The 16,471-nt window shown below is 60.6% G+C and carries 11 protein-coding genes and 1 pseudogene; 9 read left to right on the plus strand and 3 right to left on the minus strand.

Features of this window, described 5'->3' with window-relative positions:
• The first annotated feature begins 34 nt into the window (after window positions 1-34).
• Window positions 35-1,744, plus strand: a complete 1,710-nt coding sequence (locus ACS7SF_RS00360) for an FAD-dependent oxidoreductase (RefSeq protein ID WP_439891169.1) — start codon at window positions 35-37, stop codon at window positions 1,742-1,744.
• 49 nt (window positions 1,745-1,793) lie between these two features.
• Window positions 1,794-1,985, plus strand: coding sequence for a DUF2783 domain-containing protein (locus tag ACS7SF_RS00365; protein ID WP_439891170.1), 192 nt, complete (start codon window positions 1,794-1,796; stop codon window positions 1,983-1,985).
• A gap of 331 nt (window positions 1,986-2,316) precedes the next feature.
• Here ACS7SF_RS00365 and ACS7SF_RS00370 read toward each other — a convergent pair whose 3' ends face one another.
• Window positions 2,317-3,180, minus strand: a complete 864-nt coding sequence (locus ACS7SF_RS00370) for a LysR substrate-binding domain-containing protein (protein WP_439891171.1) — start codon at window positions 3,178-3,180, stop codon at window positions 2,317-2,319.
• Window positions 3,181-3,370: 190 nt separating this feature from the next.
• Between ACS7SF_RS00370 and ACS7SF_RS00375 the strand changes: the two genes are divergently transcribed.
• The 5 genes and pseudogenes from ACS7SF_RS00375 to ACS7SF_RS00395 form a co-directional block, all read left to right on the plus strand.
• A complete protein-coding gene (locus ACS7SF_RS00375) occupies window positions 3,371-4,255 on the plus strand; it encodes an amidohydrolase family protein (RefSeq protein WP_439891172.1) in 885 nt (294 codons plus the stop codon).
• Between the two features lie 54 nt (window positions 4,256-4,309).
• Entirely contained in the window at window positions 4,310-5,539 is a 1,230-nt protein-coding gene (locus ACS7SF_RS00380) for an MFS transporter (RefSeq protein ID WP_439891173.1), read from the plus strand.
• Window positions 5,540-5,580: 41 nt separating this feature from the next.
• Window positions 5,581-8,646, plus strand: coding sequence for a D-2-hydroxyglutarate dehydrogenase YdiJ (gene ydiJ / locus ACS7SF_RS00385; protein ID WP_439891174.1), 3,066 nt, complete (start codon window positions 5,581-5,583; stop codon window positions 8,644-8,646).
• A 39-nt stretch (window positions 8,647-8,685) separates the two neighbouring features.
• Window positions 8,686-9,996, plus strand: coding sequence for an MFS transporter (locus ACS7SF_RS00390; protein ID WP_439891175.1), 1,311 nt, complete (start codon window positions 8,686-8,688; stop codon window positions 9,994-9,996).
• Window positions 9,997-10,121: 125 nt separating this feature from the next.
• Window positions 10,122-10,325 (plus strand): annotated as a pseudogene (locus tag ACS7SF_RS00395) (IS3 family transposase); the annotation flags it as partial.
• A gap of 54 nt (window positions 10,326-10,379) precedes the next feature.
• Here the strand turns inward: ACS7SF_RS00395 and ACS7SF_RS00400 are convergent.
• Window positions 10,380-11,408 carry a hypothetical protein gene (locus tag ACS7SF_RS00400; protein WP_439891176.1) on the minus strand — a complete coding sequence of 343 codons (1,029 nt, stop codon included), beginning with the start codon at window positions 11,406-11,408 and terminating at the stop codon, window positions 10,380-10,382.
• 665 nt (window positions 11,409-12,073) lie between these two features.
• Here ACS7SF_RS00400 and ACS7SF_RS00405 point away from each other — a divergent pair.
• Window positions 12,074-13,264 (plus strand): putative acyl-CoA thioester hydrolase, encoded by a 1,191-nt coding sequence (locus ACS7SF_RS00405; protein ID WP_439891177.1) that lies wholly within the window; start codon window positions 12,074-12,076, stop codon window positions 13,262-13,264.
• Window positions 13,265-13,719: 455 nt separating this feature from the next.
• Entirely contained in the window at window positions 13,720-15,813 is a 2,094-nt protein-coding gene (locus tag ACS7SF_RS00410; protein WP_439891178.1) for a leucine-rich repeat domain-containing protein, read from the plus strand.
• 69 nt (window positions 15,814-15,882) lie between these two features.
• Here ACS7SF_RS00410 and ACS7SF_RS00415 read toward each other — a convergent pair whose 3' ends face one another.
• Entirely contained in the window at window positions 15,883-16,080 is a 198-nt protein-coding gene (locus ACS7SF_RS00415; protein ID WP_439891179.1) for a hypothetical protein, read from the minus strand.
• Window positions 16,081-16,471 lie beyond the last annotated feature (391 nt).

The following is a 16,471-nucleotide window of genomic DNA, read 5'->3' on the forward strand; positions in this document are numbered from 1 at the left end:
ACCTCGGCCATGCCGATCCATGGACGGAAACCTCATGATGACGACTGACTATCAAACCTTGTCCCTGGCCTACTCCCGCTGCAGTGACCAGGATGCGCCTAGCAATGCGACACATCCAGTCATTGTGGTCGGAGCTGGCCCGGTCGGCCTCGCCACAGCCATCGACCTCGCCCAATACGGCGTCCCGGTGGTTTTGCTGGACGATGACAATACCCTTTCAGCAGGGTCCCGCGCCATTTGCTTTGCCAAGCGCACACTCGACATCTTCGATCGCCTTGGATGCGGTGACCGGATGGCTGACAAGGGGGTTAGCTGGAACGTCGGAAAGGTGTTCCTGCGAGATCAGCAACTGTATGCCTTCGATCTGCTTCCTGAACAAGGGCATCGCCGCCCCGCATTCATCAACTTGCAGCAGTACTACGTGGAGGGCTATCTCTTCGACCGAGCACGTGAACTGCCGAACCTTGAGATCCGTTGGAAGAATCGAGTGATCGGAGTCGCGCAGGATGTTTCGTCCGTGACGCTGCAAGTCGACACGCCAGATGGGATTTACAGCGTGCAGGCGCAATACGTGGTGGCCGCAGATGGTGCGCGTAGCCCGATACGAAAACTGTTGGGTCTCGAAAGCAAGGGCCGCACGTTCCGCGATCGCTTCCTCATTGCAGACGTCAAGATGGAAGCGGATTTCCCCAGTGAGCGCTGGTTCTGGTTCGACCCGCCCTTCCACCCGAATCAATCGGTCCTGCTGCACCGGCAACCCGACAACGTCTGGCGTATCGATTTCCAGCTAGGCTGGGATGCCGATCCGGAGGTTGAACGGCAACCCGAGCAGATCATCCCTCGCGTGCAAGCCCTGCTCGGGTCTGATGCGCGCTTTACTCTGGAATGGGCCAGTGTGTACACCTTCTCCTGCCTGCGCATGGAGAGCTTCCGCCACGGCAATGTTCTGTTCGCGGGCGATTCCGCGCATGGGGTATCGCCGTTCGGTGCGCGGGGAGCAAACAGTGGCGTGCAGGATGCGGAAAACGTTGCATGGAAACTCGCCTACGTTCTCCATGGCAAGGCGCCGCAGGCGCTGCTCGACACGTACGCGAGCGAACGCGAATTCGCCGCCGACGAGAACATTCTCAACTCCACCCGTGCCACGGATTTCATCACGCCAAAAAGCCGCGTCAGCCGAGTATTCCGGGATGCTGCGCTAACGCTGGCACAGGAGCACCAATTTGCGCACCGACTGGTCAACAGCGGCCGGTTATCAGTCCCATGCGTGCTGTCGAATTCACCGCTGAATACAGCGGATACCGTGCCGTTTGACGGTGGTCTCGTTCCCGGCACAGCCTGCATCGATGCGCCAGTCAGGAGCCGCGGGGTGGATACATGGCTGCTTCCCCACCTCGGTAGTGAAATGACCCTACTCATCTACGGTGACTTGGATGCAGAGGCCAACGCAAGCTTGAAGCATGTGCGGCAGACCCATCCAGACCTTCGAATCGTTTCTATCCTGCCTGCTTCCGCACCTGCGACTGGGTCCAAATACGACGGCGTGGTAGCGCTTCATGACAGCACTGACCTTGTGCAGGCGCGCTACGCTCTGCAGCCCGGATCAGCATATTTGATTCGCCCCGATCAACATGTGTGCGCCCGATGGCGCGAACTCGATGCAGGTGCCGTGGAGGAATCGATCTACCGTGCATTGGGACACACGCATGGCAGAGCCAGCAAAGCCTTGACATCAGCGGCATGAAAACCTACCTGCTGCTGCAGGGCTGCGGCGACGCCTATTAGGAACCTACATGACTTTCGAAACGCTCAACAAGCTGGAGCGACCTGATGACTTCTACGAAGCGCTGATCGACGCGCATCGCGATCTGGATGATGCGCAAAGCGAAGCTCTCAACGCCCGACTCATTCTTGTGCTGGCCAACGCAGTGGGTGAGCATGCCACACTGATGTCCGCGTTGCGGCTAGCCAAGGGTCTGCAGTGACGTGCGCTGGAGCAATTACCGTTCTCCCCCCCCCATGTACCAGCCGCCGTTCACGTTGATGGCCTGCCCTGTCACATAGCCATTTCGAGCTGACTCCCCATCTTCGCCAGTGCCGACGCATACCCGACTCGCTTGCCCCTGGTGACTTAGCCAATGGACGCTTGGTACGGCTTCAGTTTCCGGCCTTTGATCAGGGCAATATCCCGACGGGGCCCGCAATAGAAGTGAGTGTGAGCGGCATCAGTTGGCGTATTCGCCAGAACTGCTGGCATGCACTTGGAAGCCAGCATGACTCTATCGGCGAGCGCGTCAACATTCTGCGCGACCACTCCTATTGATTGATTGCCAAAAGCCACTCGCGAAAGGCTGCAACCGAGGGAAGTTCAGCCTTGTTGGCGGGGTAAGCAAAGCAATACCAGAGCCCGCTAAAGTACGGGAAGGCAAAAGGCACAACAAGCTTGCCAGATTGCAACTCGTCTTCCACTAGGCATCGCGGCACGAGGCCAACTCCAATACCCGTCGCCACCGCTTGAATCAAATGCGACGTCAATTCGAAAGTCGGCCCGAAGTGAGCGCCGCGCAGCTTCACGTTGCCAGCGCTAAACCACTCGCCCCAGATGTTCGGCCGGGTAGCGACCCGCAGCAGCAGTAGTGACCCTAGATCCATCGGCGACGCGATCGGGTGCCTTGCCAGCAGCTCAGGGCTGGCGACAAGAACGAGTTCCTCCTCCAACAAGCGATGAGACACCAAGCCGGGCAACTCACCGCTGCCAACGCCAATGACCGCATCCATCCCGGCCGTTTCGAGATCGAACGCACCGATTCTGGAATGCATATGCACGATCACGCTCGGATTCGCTGCATAAAACGAATGTAAGCGCGGCATCAGCCAACGAGCGCCAAAGGTCGGTAACACCGCCAGATTGAGGACGCCGCCGCCCGAACGGTAGGCGATGGCTTGCATCGTCGCATTGCGAATCGATGCAATCGCGCTACCGACTTCGCGCATGTACATGCGGCCCACATCGGTCAGCTCAATGCGCCGCCCTTTGCGCAGAAACAGCCGCACTTCCAGTAGATCTTCTAGCGCCTGCACTTGCCGGCTGACCGCGCTTTGGGTCAACGATAGCTCTTCGGCTGCGCGGGTGTAACTCTGATGTCGGGCCGACGCCTCAAACGCCAGCAGGAGCGACATGGAAGGGGTCAGCGTACGGGGATTCATTCATAAAACTCATGTTTATCCAAAAAACAATACGCTTTTTACCACCTCAATCGCCCCCTAGACTAGCGCCACATGCATTTAACGTAGCAGTCAGAGAGTCAGGTGCCTACCGGAAATCCGGTCGCACCCCAAGCTCCGTGGCCCACCTCGAGGAGGAAGACAAATGAACGATCCCGCCGATCTTGCCTCGGCACCGCTATGCGCGCCCGCGCAAGACGCGATCGAACCACCCGCCTTCGATGTGCCAGTCGGTGCGGTCGATACCCATGCGCACGTCATCGCCGGCACACCTGGGTACCCCATGGTGGCTGGGCGCAGCTATACGCCGCCCCCCGCCCCGGAAGACAAATATCTGGCAATGCTGGATGCGTTGCGCATGACGTACGGGGTGCTGGTACAGATCAGCGTGTATGGCGCGGACAACCGTTACATGGTCGAAGTGCTGCAACGCCACCCGAACCGCTTGCGCGGCATTGCTGTCGTGTCACCCGACATCTCCGACCGTGAGCTGGAAGACCTGCACGCGGTAGGCGTACGCGGGCTGCGGATCAACGTATTGTTTGGCGGCGGCGTCGGCTTTGCGGCGATGGAGCAACTGGCCCAGCGCATCAAGCATCTCGGATGGCACATGCAGTTCCTGATGGACGTGCGTGATCTGCCTGAGCTCATGCCGCGCATGGTCAAACTGCCCGTTCCTGGTGTGGTCGACCACCTTGGCCACATGCCGGTCGCAGATGGGCTTGATGCCCCCGGCTTCACTGCCCTGCGGCGCCTCGTGACCGACCACGGCTATTGGGTGAAGCTCTCCGGAGCTTATCGGATCAGCGACCACTTCCAAACTTTCGAAGACGTCGCGCCCTTCGCTCAAGCGCTGATTGAGGACGCCCCCGACCGGATGGTCTGGGGTAGCGATTGGCCGCACGTTTCGCAAAGCCGCACGCCGGACTCAGGGCGATTGCTGAACCTGCTAGCCCAATGGGCGCCCGATCCCGAAACCCGCCGTCGCATCCTGGTCAGCAACCCTGCCCGCCTGTACGGCTTTCCCTAACGCGCCAGGTACGGCACTGACCGATTGCACAAACACAAACGAGGAGACCCACAAATGAGCTGGTATCGACAAATGAGCCCCACTGAACGGCGCACCTTCGTCGCCGCATTCGGCGGTTGGGCGCTCGATGCGTTCGATTTCATGGTGTTCACCTTCGTCATCGCGACGCTGGGTGCACTGTTCCACATCGACAAGGGGCAAGCCGGCATGCTCGCGACCGTCACCTTGCTCTTCTCAGCCGTTGGCGGCTGGCTGGCGGGGATGCTGGCCGACCGCTTCGGGCGCGTGCGGGTATTGCAGGCGACGATTCTGTGGTTCTCGGTTTGCACCATGCTGATCGGTTTTGCGCAGAGCTTTGAGGAGATCCTCGTGCTGCGCGCCTTGCAGGGCTTGGGCTTCGGCGGTGAATGGGCTGTGGGTTCCGTGCTCATGGGAGAAATGGTCCGCACCGAATACCGCGGCCGCGCAGTCGGCACGGTGCAAAGCGGTTGGGCCGTAGGCTGGGCCGTCGCGGCAGTCGTCTATACGGCCGCATTTTCGCTGCTACCCGAGGACTACGCGTGGCGCACCTTGTTCTGGATCGGCATCATCCCCGCCCTGCTGGTTCTGTTCATTCGCAAGAATGTGCCGGAGCCTGAGTTGTATCAGCGTACCCGAAAACAGGAGGCGAATAGCAAGGCACCAATGTCTGCTTGGGCCATCTTCTCGCCAGCGCTGCTCAAGACGACAGTGTTAGCCGCGTTGCTGTGCACCGGCTTACAGGGCGGCTATTACGCCGTCACCACGTGGCTGCCCACCTTCCTGAAAACCGAGCGCCATCTGTCGGTGATCGGCACGGGTGGATATCTGCTGGTGATCATCCTCGGCTCGTTCCTCGGCTATCTGGTGGGCGCCTATCTGACCGACCGCCTCGGTCGTCGGGCCAATCTGTTGATCTTTGCCGCGCTCTCTGGCGCCACGATTTACGTCTACACACGCGTGCCGCTCTCAAACGAGCAAATGCTGTTCCTCGGCTTTCCGCTCGGTTTTGCGGCCTCGGGCATCTTCAGCGGCATGGGGGCCTATTTGACGGAGCTGTTCCCCTCCGCCGTGCGAGCAACGGGCCAGGGGTTCGCCTACAACTTCGGCCGCGGTATCGGCGCGCTGTTCCCCAGCCTGGTCGGCTATCTAGCCAATACAAAGGGCTTGGGCGTTGCCATCGGCATGTTCGCTGGCGGCGCATACCTGCTCGTTTTGCTGGCCGCTGTTCTGCTGCCGGAAACCAAGGGCCGGGAAATTTCCTGAGCCCCCCACACCCAAGCCGAATTTTCCTGAAGGAGCTCTTCATGATTCCGCGTCTCGATCGCCTTCCCCAGGTGGGCAGTCTCTATCTGGAATTCGCGACCGAGCTGCGGATGCACGGCTTCGAAGGCGAAATCCGTGATGGCCACGCCGACCGCACCGCGCTCGCAACCGACAACTCCATCTATCAGATCCTGCCGGCACTCGCCGTATTTCCGAGAAACCGGCAAGACTTGATCAGGATTGTGCGACTTGCATCCAATCCGCAGTTCCGTACCGTACGACTGTTCCCGCGCGGGGGGGGCACGGGCACGAACGGACAATCGCTCGGAGACGGTGTTGTGGTGGACCTGTCGCGCCACATGAACCAGATTCTTGAGGTTAACGTTGAACAGCGTTGGGCACGTGTACAGGCCGGTGTCGTTAAGGACCAGTTGGAGGCTGCGCTCAAGCCCTACGGCCTGTTCTTCGCACCAGAGCTTTCCACTTCCAATCGCGCCACCATCGGCGGCATGGTCAACACTGACGCCAGTGGACAAGGCTCATGCCGGTATGGGAAGACACGGGACCACGTGCTGGAACTGACCTCCGTGCTCGCCGATGGCACACTCTGGACCTCCACCCCGCTCGATGACGTTGAGCTAGAAAACATCCAAGCCCGACACGATCTGGTGGGGCAAGTGCACCGCACTGTCGACGCGATTCAGAAGCGCGACGCCGTGCTAATCGATCGGCACTTTCCGAAACTGAATCGCTGCCTGACGGGCTATGACCTCGCACACATCCGCGACAGTCACGGTCGCTTCGATCTCAACAGCATTCTCTGCGGCTCAGAGGGTAGCCTGGGCTTCATCGCCGAGGCCAAGCTCAATCTGCTACCCATCCCGAAGTTCACGGCACTGGTGGTGGTCAGCTATGCCACCTTCGATGCCGCATTGCGCGACGCGCCACGGCTGTTGAACCTCAACGCGACATCAATCGAAGCCATCGATGCAGTCGTTCTGCGTCTGGCGCGCGAAGATAGCACGTGGCCCGCAATCCAACGTTTCTTTCCGGATGCATCTGCGCAGCTTGACGGCGTCAATCTGATCGAATTCACCGCGGACGATCCAGCAACGCTCGATACGTTTGTGAAAACGGCACTCGGGCTGTTATCTGGCGTGGACAGCGCTCCAGGCGTCCTAGGCCATTCTGTCGCCACTGGCCATGTCGACGTCGAGCTAATCTGGGCGATGCGCAAACGCGCCGTTGGCCTTCTGGGACGGCTCCATGGCGAGAAGCGGCCAATCCCGTTCGTGGAAGATACTGCTGTGCCGCCCGAGAACCTCGCCGACTATATTGCCGAATTTCGTGCACTGCTTGACGGCAAGAATCTCACCTATGGCATGTTCGGACACGCCGATGCTGGCGTGCTACACGTACGGCCCGCCATCGATATGAAGGCCCCAGAGCAAGAGGGACTCATCCGGTCCATCACCGACGAGGTGGTGAGGCTGACCCGCAAATACGGGGGGGTATTGTGGGGCGAGCATGGCAAGGGCTTGCGCTCAGAGTATGCGCCGGCGTTCTTCGGCCCGCTATATTCCCGGCTGCAAGATATCAAGGCAGTCTTCGACCCGCACAATCAATTTAACCCTGGCAAGATTGCCGCTCCCGCGCCGCAGACGCTCTCACGGCTCGATGCGGTGCCGACGCGCGGACAACGCGACCGGGTCATCCCTATCGAGGTACGCCGCTCCTTCGCTGATTCCCTCCATTGCAACGGCAACGGCGCATGCTTCAATTTCGATGCCGACGATGCGATGTGTCCGTCGTGGAAAGCGCTGCGGGACCGCCGCTTCTCGCCCAAAGGCAGGGCCTCGTTGCTACGCGAATGGCTGTATCTCATCAGTCAAGCTGGTCACGCCAGCAAGTTGCACACTACGCCGGCGTCCTCCTTACGCCAAATCGCGTCGCTCCCCGCAAAAATCAGGCACACGCTCGCCAAGCGCGACGGCGGATATGACTTCTCGCATGAGGTGAAGGAAGCCATGGACACCTGCCTCGCATGCAAATCATGCGCCGGACAATGCCCTGTCAAAGTTGACGTGCCTGCTTTTCGCGCCAAGTTTCTGGCCCTATACCACACGCGTTATCTCCGCCCCGTGAGGGATTGGTTACTAGCCTTTCTGGAGCCAGCGCTGCCTTGGCTTTCCCGCGCGCCTCGGCTGGTGAACACGCTCCAGACAAGTGCCCCCGCGCAATTTCTGCTGCGCCGTATCGGACTGGTCAACGTGCCGACGCTGAGTGGCATTGACTTAGCGGCCGAAGCGAGCCGCGCCGGCTTCGCGATGGCAACACCAGCCAGCATCGCTGCTGCGGCAGCGGAGGGACGACAGCCAGTCGTTCTCGTGCAAGACGCGTTCACCAGCCACTTTGAAACCGACCTGGTGCTCGACACCCTGCGCCTGATTGATCAGCTCGGTTTCCAGCCGCTGCTTGCGCCGTATCGCCCCAGTGGCAAGCCGCTTCATGTCCATGGATTGCTTGACCAATTCCGCCGCGTCGCGCAGAAGAACGCCGCCATGCTCAAGCGCCTTGAAGCCACGCGAGCACCATTGATTGGCATCGATCCAGCAATGACGTTGGTCTATCGCTCCGAATACAAGGAGGCCCTAGGCGACGAGATGCCGCCACGCGTGCAACTGCTGCAGGAATGGCTGGCCGAAACACTCGCGCCTGCCAGCGCTTGCGTCGCGTCTGACGCTGAGCCCTATCTCCTGCTGCCACATTGCACCGAGCGCACGAACGCACCTAGTGCGATGGAACACTGGAAGCGCGTTTTCTCAGCATTGGGAGCCCACCTGGACGTTCTCCCCACGGGTTGCTGCGGCATGTCGGGCACCTATGGGCACGAAGCGCGAAACCGTGCCACCTCTGAAGCGATTTACGCGATGAGCTGGGGGCCCGCGGTGGCACGACACGGTGGCAGCGGCAGGTTGATGGCGACCGGCTATTCCTGCCGCTGCCAGGCAAACGCCATTGATGCGGCAGCCTTGCCCCACCCCGTCCAGATTTTGTTAAGACTGTGTGTTGGCAACACCAACACATCGGGCCGCGCCCTTTCATAGGCCGCCATAGAGCCGCTTGGTATTCAAATAGGAGACGATATGCAACAGCCTGACGAAAGAGCTGTCATGCGCAAGATCTTTTGGCGCGTAATCCCGCTTTTGATGGCCCTCTATGTGGTGTCTTACATTGACCGCATCAATGTTGGATTCGCGGCGCTGACCATGAACCACGATATCGGGCTCACTGCCTACACATTTGGGCTGGGCGCCGGCATCTTCTTCTTTGGCTACTGCTTGTTCGAGGTTCCAAGCAATCTGCTGTTGGCACGCTTCGGTGCGCGTCGATGGATCGCGCGCATTTTGCTGACCTGGGGGCTGCTCTCCTGTGCAATGGCGCTGGTCCAGGGCACGACCAGCTTCCTGGTCCTTCGGTTCTTGCTGGGCATTGCTGAAGCAGGCTTCTTTCCTGGCGTCATCCTGTACCTGACCTACTGGTTTCCCGTGCGTTATCGCGGACGAATCATCGCAACTTTCAGTCTCGCGATTCCCATCTCGATTGCCGTGGGCGCGCCCTTGTCCACGCTGATCCTGCAATGCGATGGCGTGCTCGGCATCAAGGGCTGGCAATGGCTCTTCTTGCTCGAAGGTTTGCCAGCCGTGCTGGGAACGTTCGCCGTCTTGCGCTTGCTTACCGACCGTCCCGAGCAAGCACGCTGGCTGGAGACCCATGAGAAAGCTTGGCTCATGCAGGCGCTGGCGCAAGATACTTCTGCCGCCGCCGGGGACAACATCTCCGCACTGCGCCAAGCGTTCACCAATCCAACCGTGCTCACGCTTGCATTTGTGTACTTTTGCGCCGTTGGGGCCAACCTGGGACTATCGTTCTTTTTGCCCCAGATCATCAAGGCACAGGGCTACAGCACGATGCACGTCGGGTTGATGACGTCGATACCCTACGTGGCAGGCTGCATCGGCATGCTTGCCATCGGACACCTATCCGATCGATTCAACGAGCGGCGGTGGTTCTTGGCCCTGGCCATGGTGCTGGCGTCCAGCGGATTGGCTGCTGCTGGCCTATTGGGCACATCGGTCTGGTCTATCGCTGCCTTGAGCGTGGCGGCCGTCGGCATTCTCGGCTGCAAGGGACCCTTTTGGCCGCTGCCTTCCATGTATCTGAGAGGCCAGGCAGTCGCTGGAGGCATTGCGTTCATCAATGCGATCGGCAACCTCGGGGGATTTGCCGGCCCCTATCTGGTCGGAACCTTCAAGAGCGCCACCAATAGCTACGCAAGTGGCCTGTATGCGCTCGCTGCGCTTGGTGGGGTGGCAACCCGAGTCACTATCTTTTTCATCCGCCCACGGCGCGTGTCGACGCAAGTCTTAACACCGAATCTCTTGACACGAATCTAAGGATGGCGGCCAGAACGCATTCTGTGGTGTTGGGCCGTCACCGAAGGGCCGATGCGGCGAAAACGTTGCGGTGGCCTCGCTCGCATGTAGCGGCCTGCTCAGTCTGAATGCGGGTCGGATACTACAACGCCGTGGCAGAGAGCTTCCTCCAGCTGCTCAAGCGCGGGCGAATGCGCCGGAAAATCTATGCCCCCCGGCAGGAGGCCAAGTCCGATGTCTTCTACTACATCGAGATGTTCTACAACCCAACACGGCGTCATTCGAGCGCCAACGGATTGGCGCCGAAAGAGTTCGAACAACGCTATTCCCAACGGCTCGTCGGTGTGTAGGAAAAACGGGGCGATTCAATTGAGGCGCAAGCCCAAGGGTTTTGAACACGGTCCTCAGTCCTTCGGGCGCATCAAGCCTTTCAGGTCTTCGGATTCCAACAAGGCGGCTGCCTCATAGGAGACAAATTGTGCGTGCGGGCAATGCGCATCGATCCAGCTGCGCACACGTGATTCGTCGGCCTTGGCTGCCGAGATAGCCACAACGTTTTCCAGCGGCACTGCCGGACCCACCTGGATACCCTCATCACTATCGTCATAGTTGCAGCGGAGGCCCTGCGTCCTGTTATAGGCCTGTTGCTGCTCCGCACTGATCCCGAACGTCAGCCGCATCTCATCAAACCAGCGCAGCGTGGTATAGCTGGTGGACTGCAAGCCCTCGCGAGAGGTGAAAACGTTGTGATGGCCAGACACACCTCCGGTCATTGAGGTTTGTCCATCCCGAGCCTCGATAACGGTGGCGAACTCGCCGGACACAATTGCACCTCCATTGCGGAGCACCTTGGCCGCAGACCACAGGGCTCGAGCCTTCGCGATGCTGGGTAACACAGCCGACCCCGTGCCATGCACAAACAACGACCGAGGATTCGGATAACCCTGCGCAAGCAACTGCCTCGCCTCATGGATCGCCGCAGCACTGACCCACGCATCCGGCAGTGCAACCCACCGTTGCGGGTCGCGATACACGTGCTTGCGCAGAGCAAACTCTTCGATCTCCGCTGCTGACACGCGCTGATGCAATTCAAGCGGAAGATGCACCTGCATGAACACCTGCACGGCACCGATCAGCTCAGCCTGAAATAGGCGGTTCGCCTGCGGGCAAAAGTGCGCAACGAACGTATCGAAATTCTGCAGATGGCGCAGCCACGCTGGCGCCCCGGCCTGCCGGCTGAGCAGGAACAAGTTATACAACGTGTCCATGAGCGGCTGAGAGCCGCCGCCCAACGCAGGGGCCTCGCACAGCGCGTGCACGCGTGCCTTGAGATGGTCTTCCAGCCCTGCAACTGGCACCGCGCAATCCTGCGCAACGGCCTCGAGAGTTTTGGGCGGCACCAATGTGGCTACTGGAATGGAAGAGATTGGCACAGTACGCGCAACCCGATCCAGGGCAGCAAGCTGTGCGGCCAGCCGAGGGGCCAACGGCGGTGTGGAAGGCAATGCTTTCCGCCCAGGCTTGAAGCGGGACAACCCCCGCAGAATTGCCGATGTGCGTGAGGACGAAGTAGCTGCGCGCCCCTCTGCACCCGTGGCCGGCGCCTGTACCGTGCTGCCCCTGTCTGCCACATTAGGCACCGGCCGGCCGGCCAGCGGGCGAATTGGCGTCGAATCCATTCGATCTCTCCCAAATAGGGAGCACTTTACTGAGCGGATGATGTTACATGTCGCGCCGCCCTGCGAAGCCGAGTGCCTCCAGCCGAACGTGCTGCTGCACCAGCGTGGCAGCACTGCGCCCAGAGCCCGATCAGCCGCGCATTTTCACGACCTAGCCACTAGATCAAGGACACCAGCTGAAGCGCTTGTGCGCGAAACGGTATGCGCCTGAATTGCTGACCGCATCCCATGCCTTGTGCTCACTGTGGAATTGAAGCGAGATTGTTTTTTTCTCCGCAACCTTTTTTGCGCCGGCCGGCACCTACGGTGAACCCCACTTCATCCAGCGTAAGCCGGCTGGCCACGGCACCGCCTACTGGGTCATGCCGAGCCTGACCGATGGACCCTGAATGCGGGCATTCATCGTCTTGGAGCTATTTATGAAACTGCAGGTGTTTTGCAAGAAGATCGTAGCATTCTCGGTCGGCTGCACGATTGCCTCTTCGGCCGCGATGGCCGTCACAAGCACGGCCACGCGCCCGCAACTGAGTAGCACGGACGCGCAGACCTACACCATCGCAAAATACATGGCGCAGTTCGGCACCGTGGGGTCGCTGACGACCGACAACTGGGATCCCACTGCCGGTGTGGGCGCCACCAGTACCTTCACCGCCAACTACACGGTGGCCTCTGACGGGACGGCGCAGTACAAGACCGTGCAAGATGCCATCGATGCCGCCGTCAATGCAGGCGGGGTCACGCGCAAGTACATCAGCGTGAAGGCCGGTACGTACAACGAACTGGTGTGTGTCAAGGCGTCGGCGCCCCCCATTACGCTATATGGGCTTGACACCACCTCCGGCAACACCGTGATCGTCTTCAACAATGCCAACCCAACGCCGACCTCGGGCGCCACGACCAATCCGTGCATGGGTACCAGCACGTCGTCGACGATCGGCACGCTGCGTAGTTCCACTGCCATGGTGCTGGCTGCCAATTTCCAGGCGGCCAATCTGACGTTCAAGAACAGCTATGTCGAAGGCACTTTCACGTCGAGCAATCAGTCCGCAGTCGCGCTTGCTTTGCGGGGTGACAAAGCCGTCTTGCAGAACGTGTCGATCATAGGCAATCAGGACACGCTCTATATCGGTGCGAGCAGCAACACGAACGTCGTCCGCGCGTACTTCAAAGGCAGCTTCATCCAAGGCGACACCGATTTCATCTTCGGCTCGGGAACGGCGGTCTTCGACGGCTGCACGGTCCAATACACCGCGAGCCGGCTGGGTGCGGGCAAGGCTGGCATCATCTTTGCCCCCAGCACGGTCCCGGGCAACACCTATGGGTTCCTGGCGATCAACAGCACATTTAATTCCGCGGGAGGAGCCTCTGACAACACGATCTACCTGGGGCGCGCGTGGGATGAAGGCGTGACGGACACGTCGAGCTACGTCAACGGCACTTCACCCAACGGACAGGTTGTCGTCCGAGATTCGACATTGGGCGCGCATATCTTCTTGACTGCGCCATGGGGCACATCGACCGCCGGCCGGCCGTACTGCTCGGCAAATTGCACGAACTCGGCAAACCGGTTCTTTGAGTACAACAACACGGGCGCCGGCAGCGGCAATTGAAGCCAGCCGAACCCATGCTTGGATTAGCCCATGCCACTTCGCCGTGCGAGTGGCGCATCGGCACACACCATCCAGGAAACACGTCAGCGCACCGCTATCAGACTCCACTGATCATGCCCAACAATATCCGCCGGTCGCCTACTCCGACCACACCACTTCACCCCACACGGACCGATGCACAGGTCCCACTCTATGCCACGCCGATGCGGGAGCAGCCGGCGCAACGGCCACGCCGTAGCGGCCTGCTTGGCCTGCTCGGCTTGCGCCGCTCGCGCGCAAGCACGTCTGCTGAAAACCCCGCAGCATCGCCGACACGGCCTACCGTTGGCATTACCGCGCCGCGCACGGCACCCAGCACGCCGCAACACGCGCGCGCCGCTCGGACAGGAAGCGCCACACCGAATACCCCATTGCGTGCCGCCGCACGAAACACACACCCGGCAACCGACCAACTGATGCGCCAATTGTTGAACTTCGGCACAACCAATCCGCATCAACCTGGGGCGGCGCTCGGACGCCAGTTGGTTGAATGGCATAGGGCCATGCAGGCGGAAATCGGCCAATACCGCCAAGCCAGCCGCCTCAATACCTACGGCACCACCCCTGCCGAACATCTCCAGGCGGCACTGAATCAAATCTGGTCGGCGCGTCCTTCGCTTGAAACGCCCAGCCAAACAATCAACCTGGTGACCGCGCCCACGCCACGGCTACCGGACGAAATGTTTGATTTCATCCATCTCAAAGAGATGAACGTGCTGGATTGCGGCCTGCGCGAGTTGTCGCCTCGTATCGGAAACCTAAGCGCACTGGAAAGCCTGCGCCTGACGCACAACCCTCACCTTGCAGCACTGCCAGCCGAAGTGGGCGACCTGGGTCAACTGAAGCATCTGGCCCTTGTGGATAGCAGCGTCCAGGCACTGCCGTCCATGGAGCGACTAACCAACCTAGAGCGTCTTGCCGTCTGGCACTCTCCGCTCGCGTCGCTACCTGCTGATGTGTCAGCAGCGCGGCGCCTAGAGGCCCTGTCACTCTCGCGCACGGCTCTGAGCACATTGCCCGAGGGCATCGGCGAGCTCCGTCGGCTGAAGGAACTAGTGCTGGCCGAGAATCCACAACTGGCCACCGTGCCCGCCTCCATCGGCCGGCTCGCTAACCTCGAGCGACTGGACCTCAGCAAGTGCCCCAATATCCGCTCGTTGCCTACGTCAATCGGTCAACTGGCCGCACTGAAGAAACTCGATCTGACCAATTGCACTGGCCTGACCGAATTACCGGAATCGATCGGCAACCTGCCTAACCTGCAGCGAATTAACCTCAGCGGGTGCACCAATCTGCGCAGCGTGCCGGCATCACTGCGACAGCCGCGCCCTGGGCGGCAAGTCACGCTTCCGCCGCATTTGCGGCTGCCCGCGGACGCCCGCGTCACAGGCCCGGGACCGAACGCCAGCCCCGCGCGTTCGCCTTCGCCAATCCGCCTGAATCAGCCGGCAGCCGGAGCCGGCCGTGTTGCTACGCAGCGACTGGCGCGCGCCAATCCGCCTGCACTGGCCCGACCCAACCTCCAGGCCGACATGCGCGACGCCCTCGGGCCGCTGCAGGGCAGCATGGAGGCCGCACACTATGAACGGCTCCAATCGGATATGGCCAAACTTCCGGCGGACTGGCAGCAGAAGCTGGCGCCGCATATCGACGCGCCCCACATCCAGAAGATGGCGCGCTGGCTTGCCGATCAGGCACGCTCGATCTGGCACGCAGCGAACATCGATGCCCGGCTGGGTGAAATCATCCATGCCATTACGGCTCCAACACCGGAGGCGGCAAGCCTGCGCAACAGCGTGAGCGGGCAGTTCCTGACTACTCAGCACATCACCCTCGACGACGTGGAGGGCGCCTTCTTTGCGCATCAGGTACGCTCCGGGGCAATGGACGCGGATGCGATCATGAAGAAGGGCATGCAACTGGCCGAGTGGACCGAGCCCACGCTGGCGGGCAAACAGAACTATCTGCGCGCTTGGCAAGCGCTGCATGCCTCCGCCATTGAGCACGATCCTGTCGGCGTTATCTTGAACGCGCACTTCGAACGAGAAACAGACAAACTCAACGATCAACTGTTCCAAACTGCTGGCCCGCAAGCCGCCGTTATGACCGACGCGGAATTTCGGAACGCGCTGAACACGATCAACGACCGGCGCACCGACAGGCTGAAGGCGCTGCACAAGCGCGTTGCCAATCAATGGCTGCATCCGGAATGCGCGCAAATCGTGGCGGCATCCGCAGCACGCGCGCTACCTGTCATCAAACGGGCATTGGAGGCCGATGCCAATGCGTTGCTGGACGCCATCGCGGCGGACCCTGTGATTCAACAGAGCGAGAAGGCCATGAAGGATGCACGTGCTTCCCACACGCGACTGCGCGATCCCGTGGCGCGTGCGGCGGCCTATGCCGAGGTGGATACCGGGTATGTGGCGACCTTGACGGGTCTTTATCAGGCCCTATCAGAAGCGGCTCTGAAGAACGTGGCCGACGCAAGCGCTTCCACGTCGCGGTGAACCAGCCTGGGCATATCAAGAAAAATGCCTCCCACGCGGGAGGCATTTTCGTTTCAACGCAGCGTCACCCTACAGCACCACCACCCGAGGCGTCAGAAAAAACAACCGCTGAAACCGCTGCCCCGACGTCTGGTCATGCCGGAACAGCGCACCCCGCAACGGAATCTTCGATAGCCCCGGCACAGCGTCGACACCCTTGGTCTGCCGGTCCACCGAGCTTGGACGGCTACGGGCAAGCGTGCGGTGATTCCCCCTAGAGCCCGGCACCTGGTCGAGAACCTCTTCGCCAAGCTCAAGCAATATCGCGCCATCGCGACGCGTTACGACAAGACTGCCTCTAACTTCCTGGCTGCATTCACCTGGTGGCTTCTGCCACCTGGTTGCTTTGACGACACGCCCTAGGAAAAGCGCTGAAATGGAGCGATCCCGTCATGCAGGAGATAGGGCAATGGCTACGCAAGCAGCACGCACACGGCACCATCGTCGCTGGTGCCTGCAAAGGGGGTGTTCGTACTAGGTGAGGCCGGGTTATTGAACGAACGTCGCTGCACCATGACATGGTGGCTGCACGATGAGCTTCTGCAACGCTATCTTCGTTGCGCATGCCATATGGGGATCCGCCCGCATTGATGAAGGGAGGGTTGTGAACTCTGGCGGT

Origin of the sequence: Ralstonia sp. 25C (assembly GCF_051904805.1) — a bacterium.
Lineage (GTDB): Bacteria > Pseudomonadota > Gammaproteobacteria > Burkholderiales > Burkholderiaceae > Ralstonia.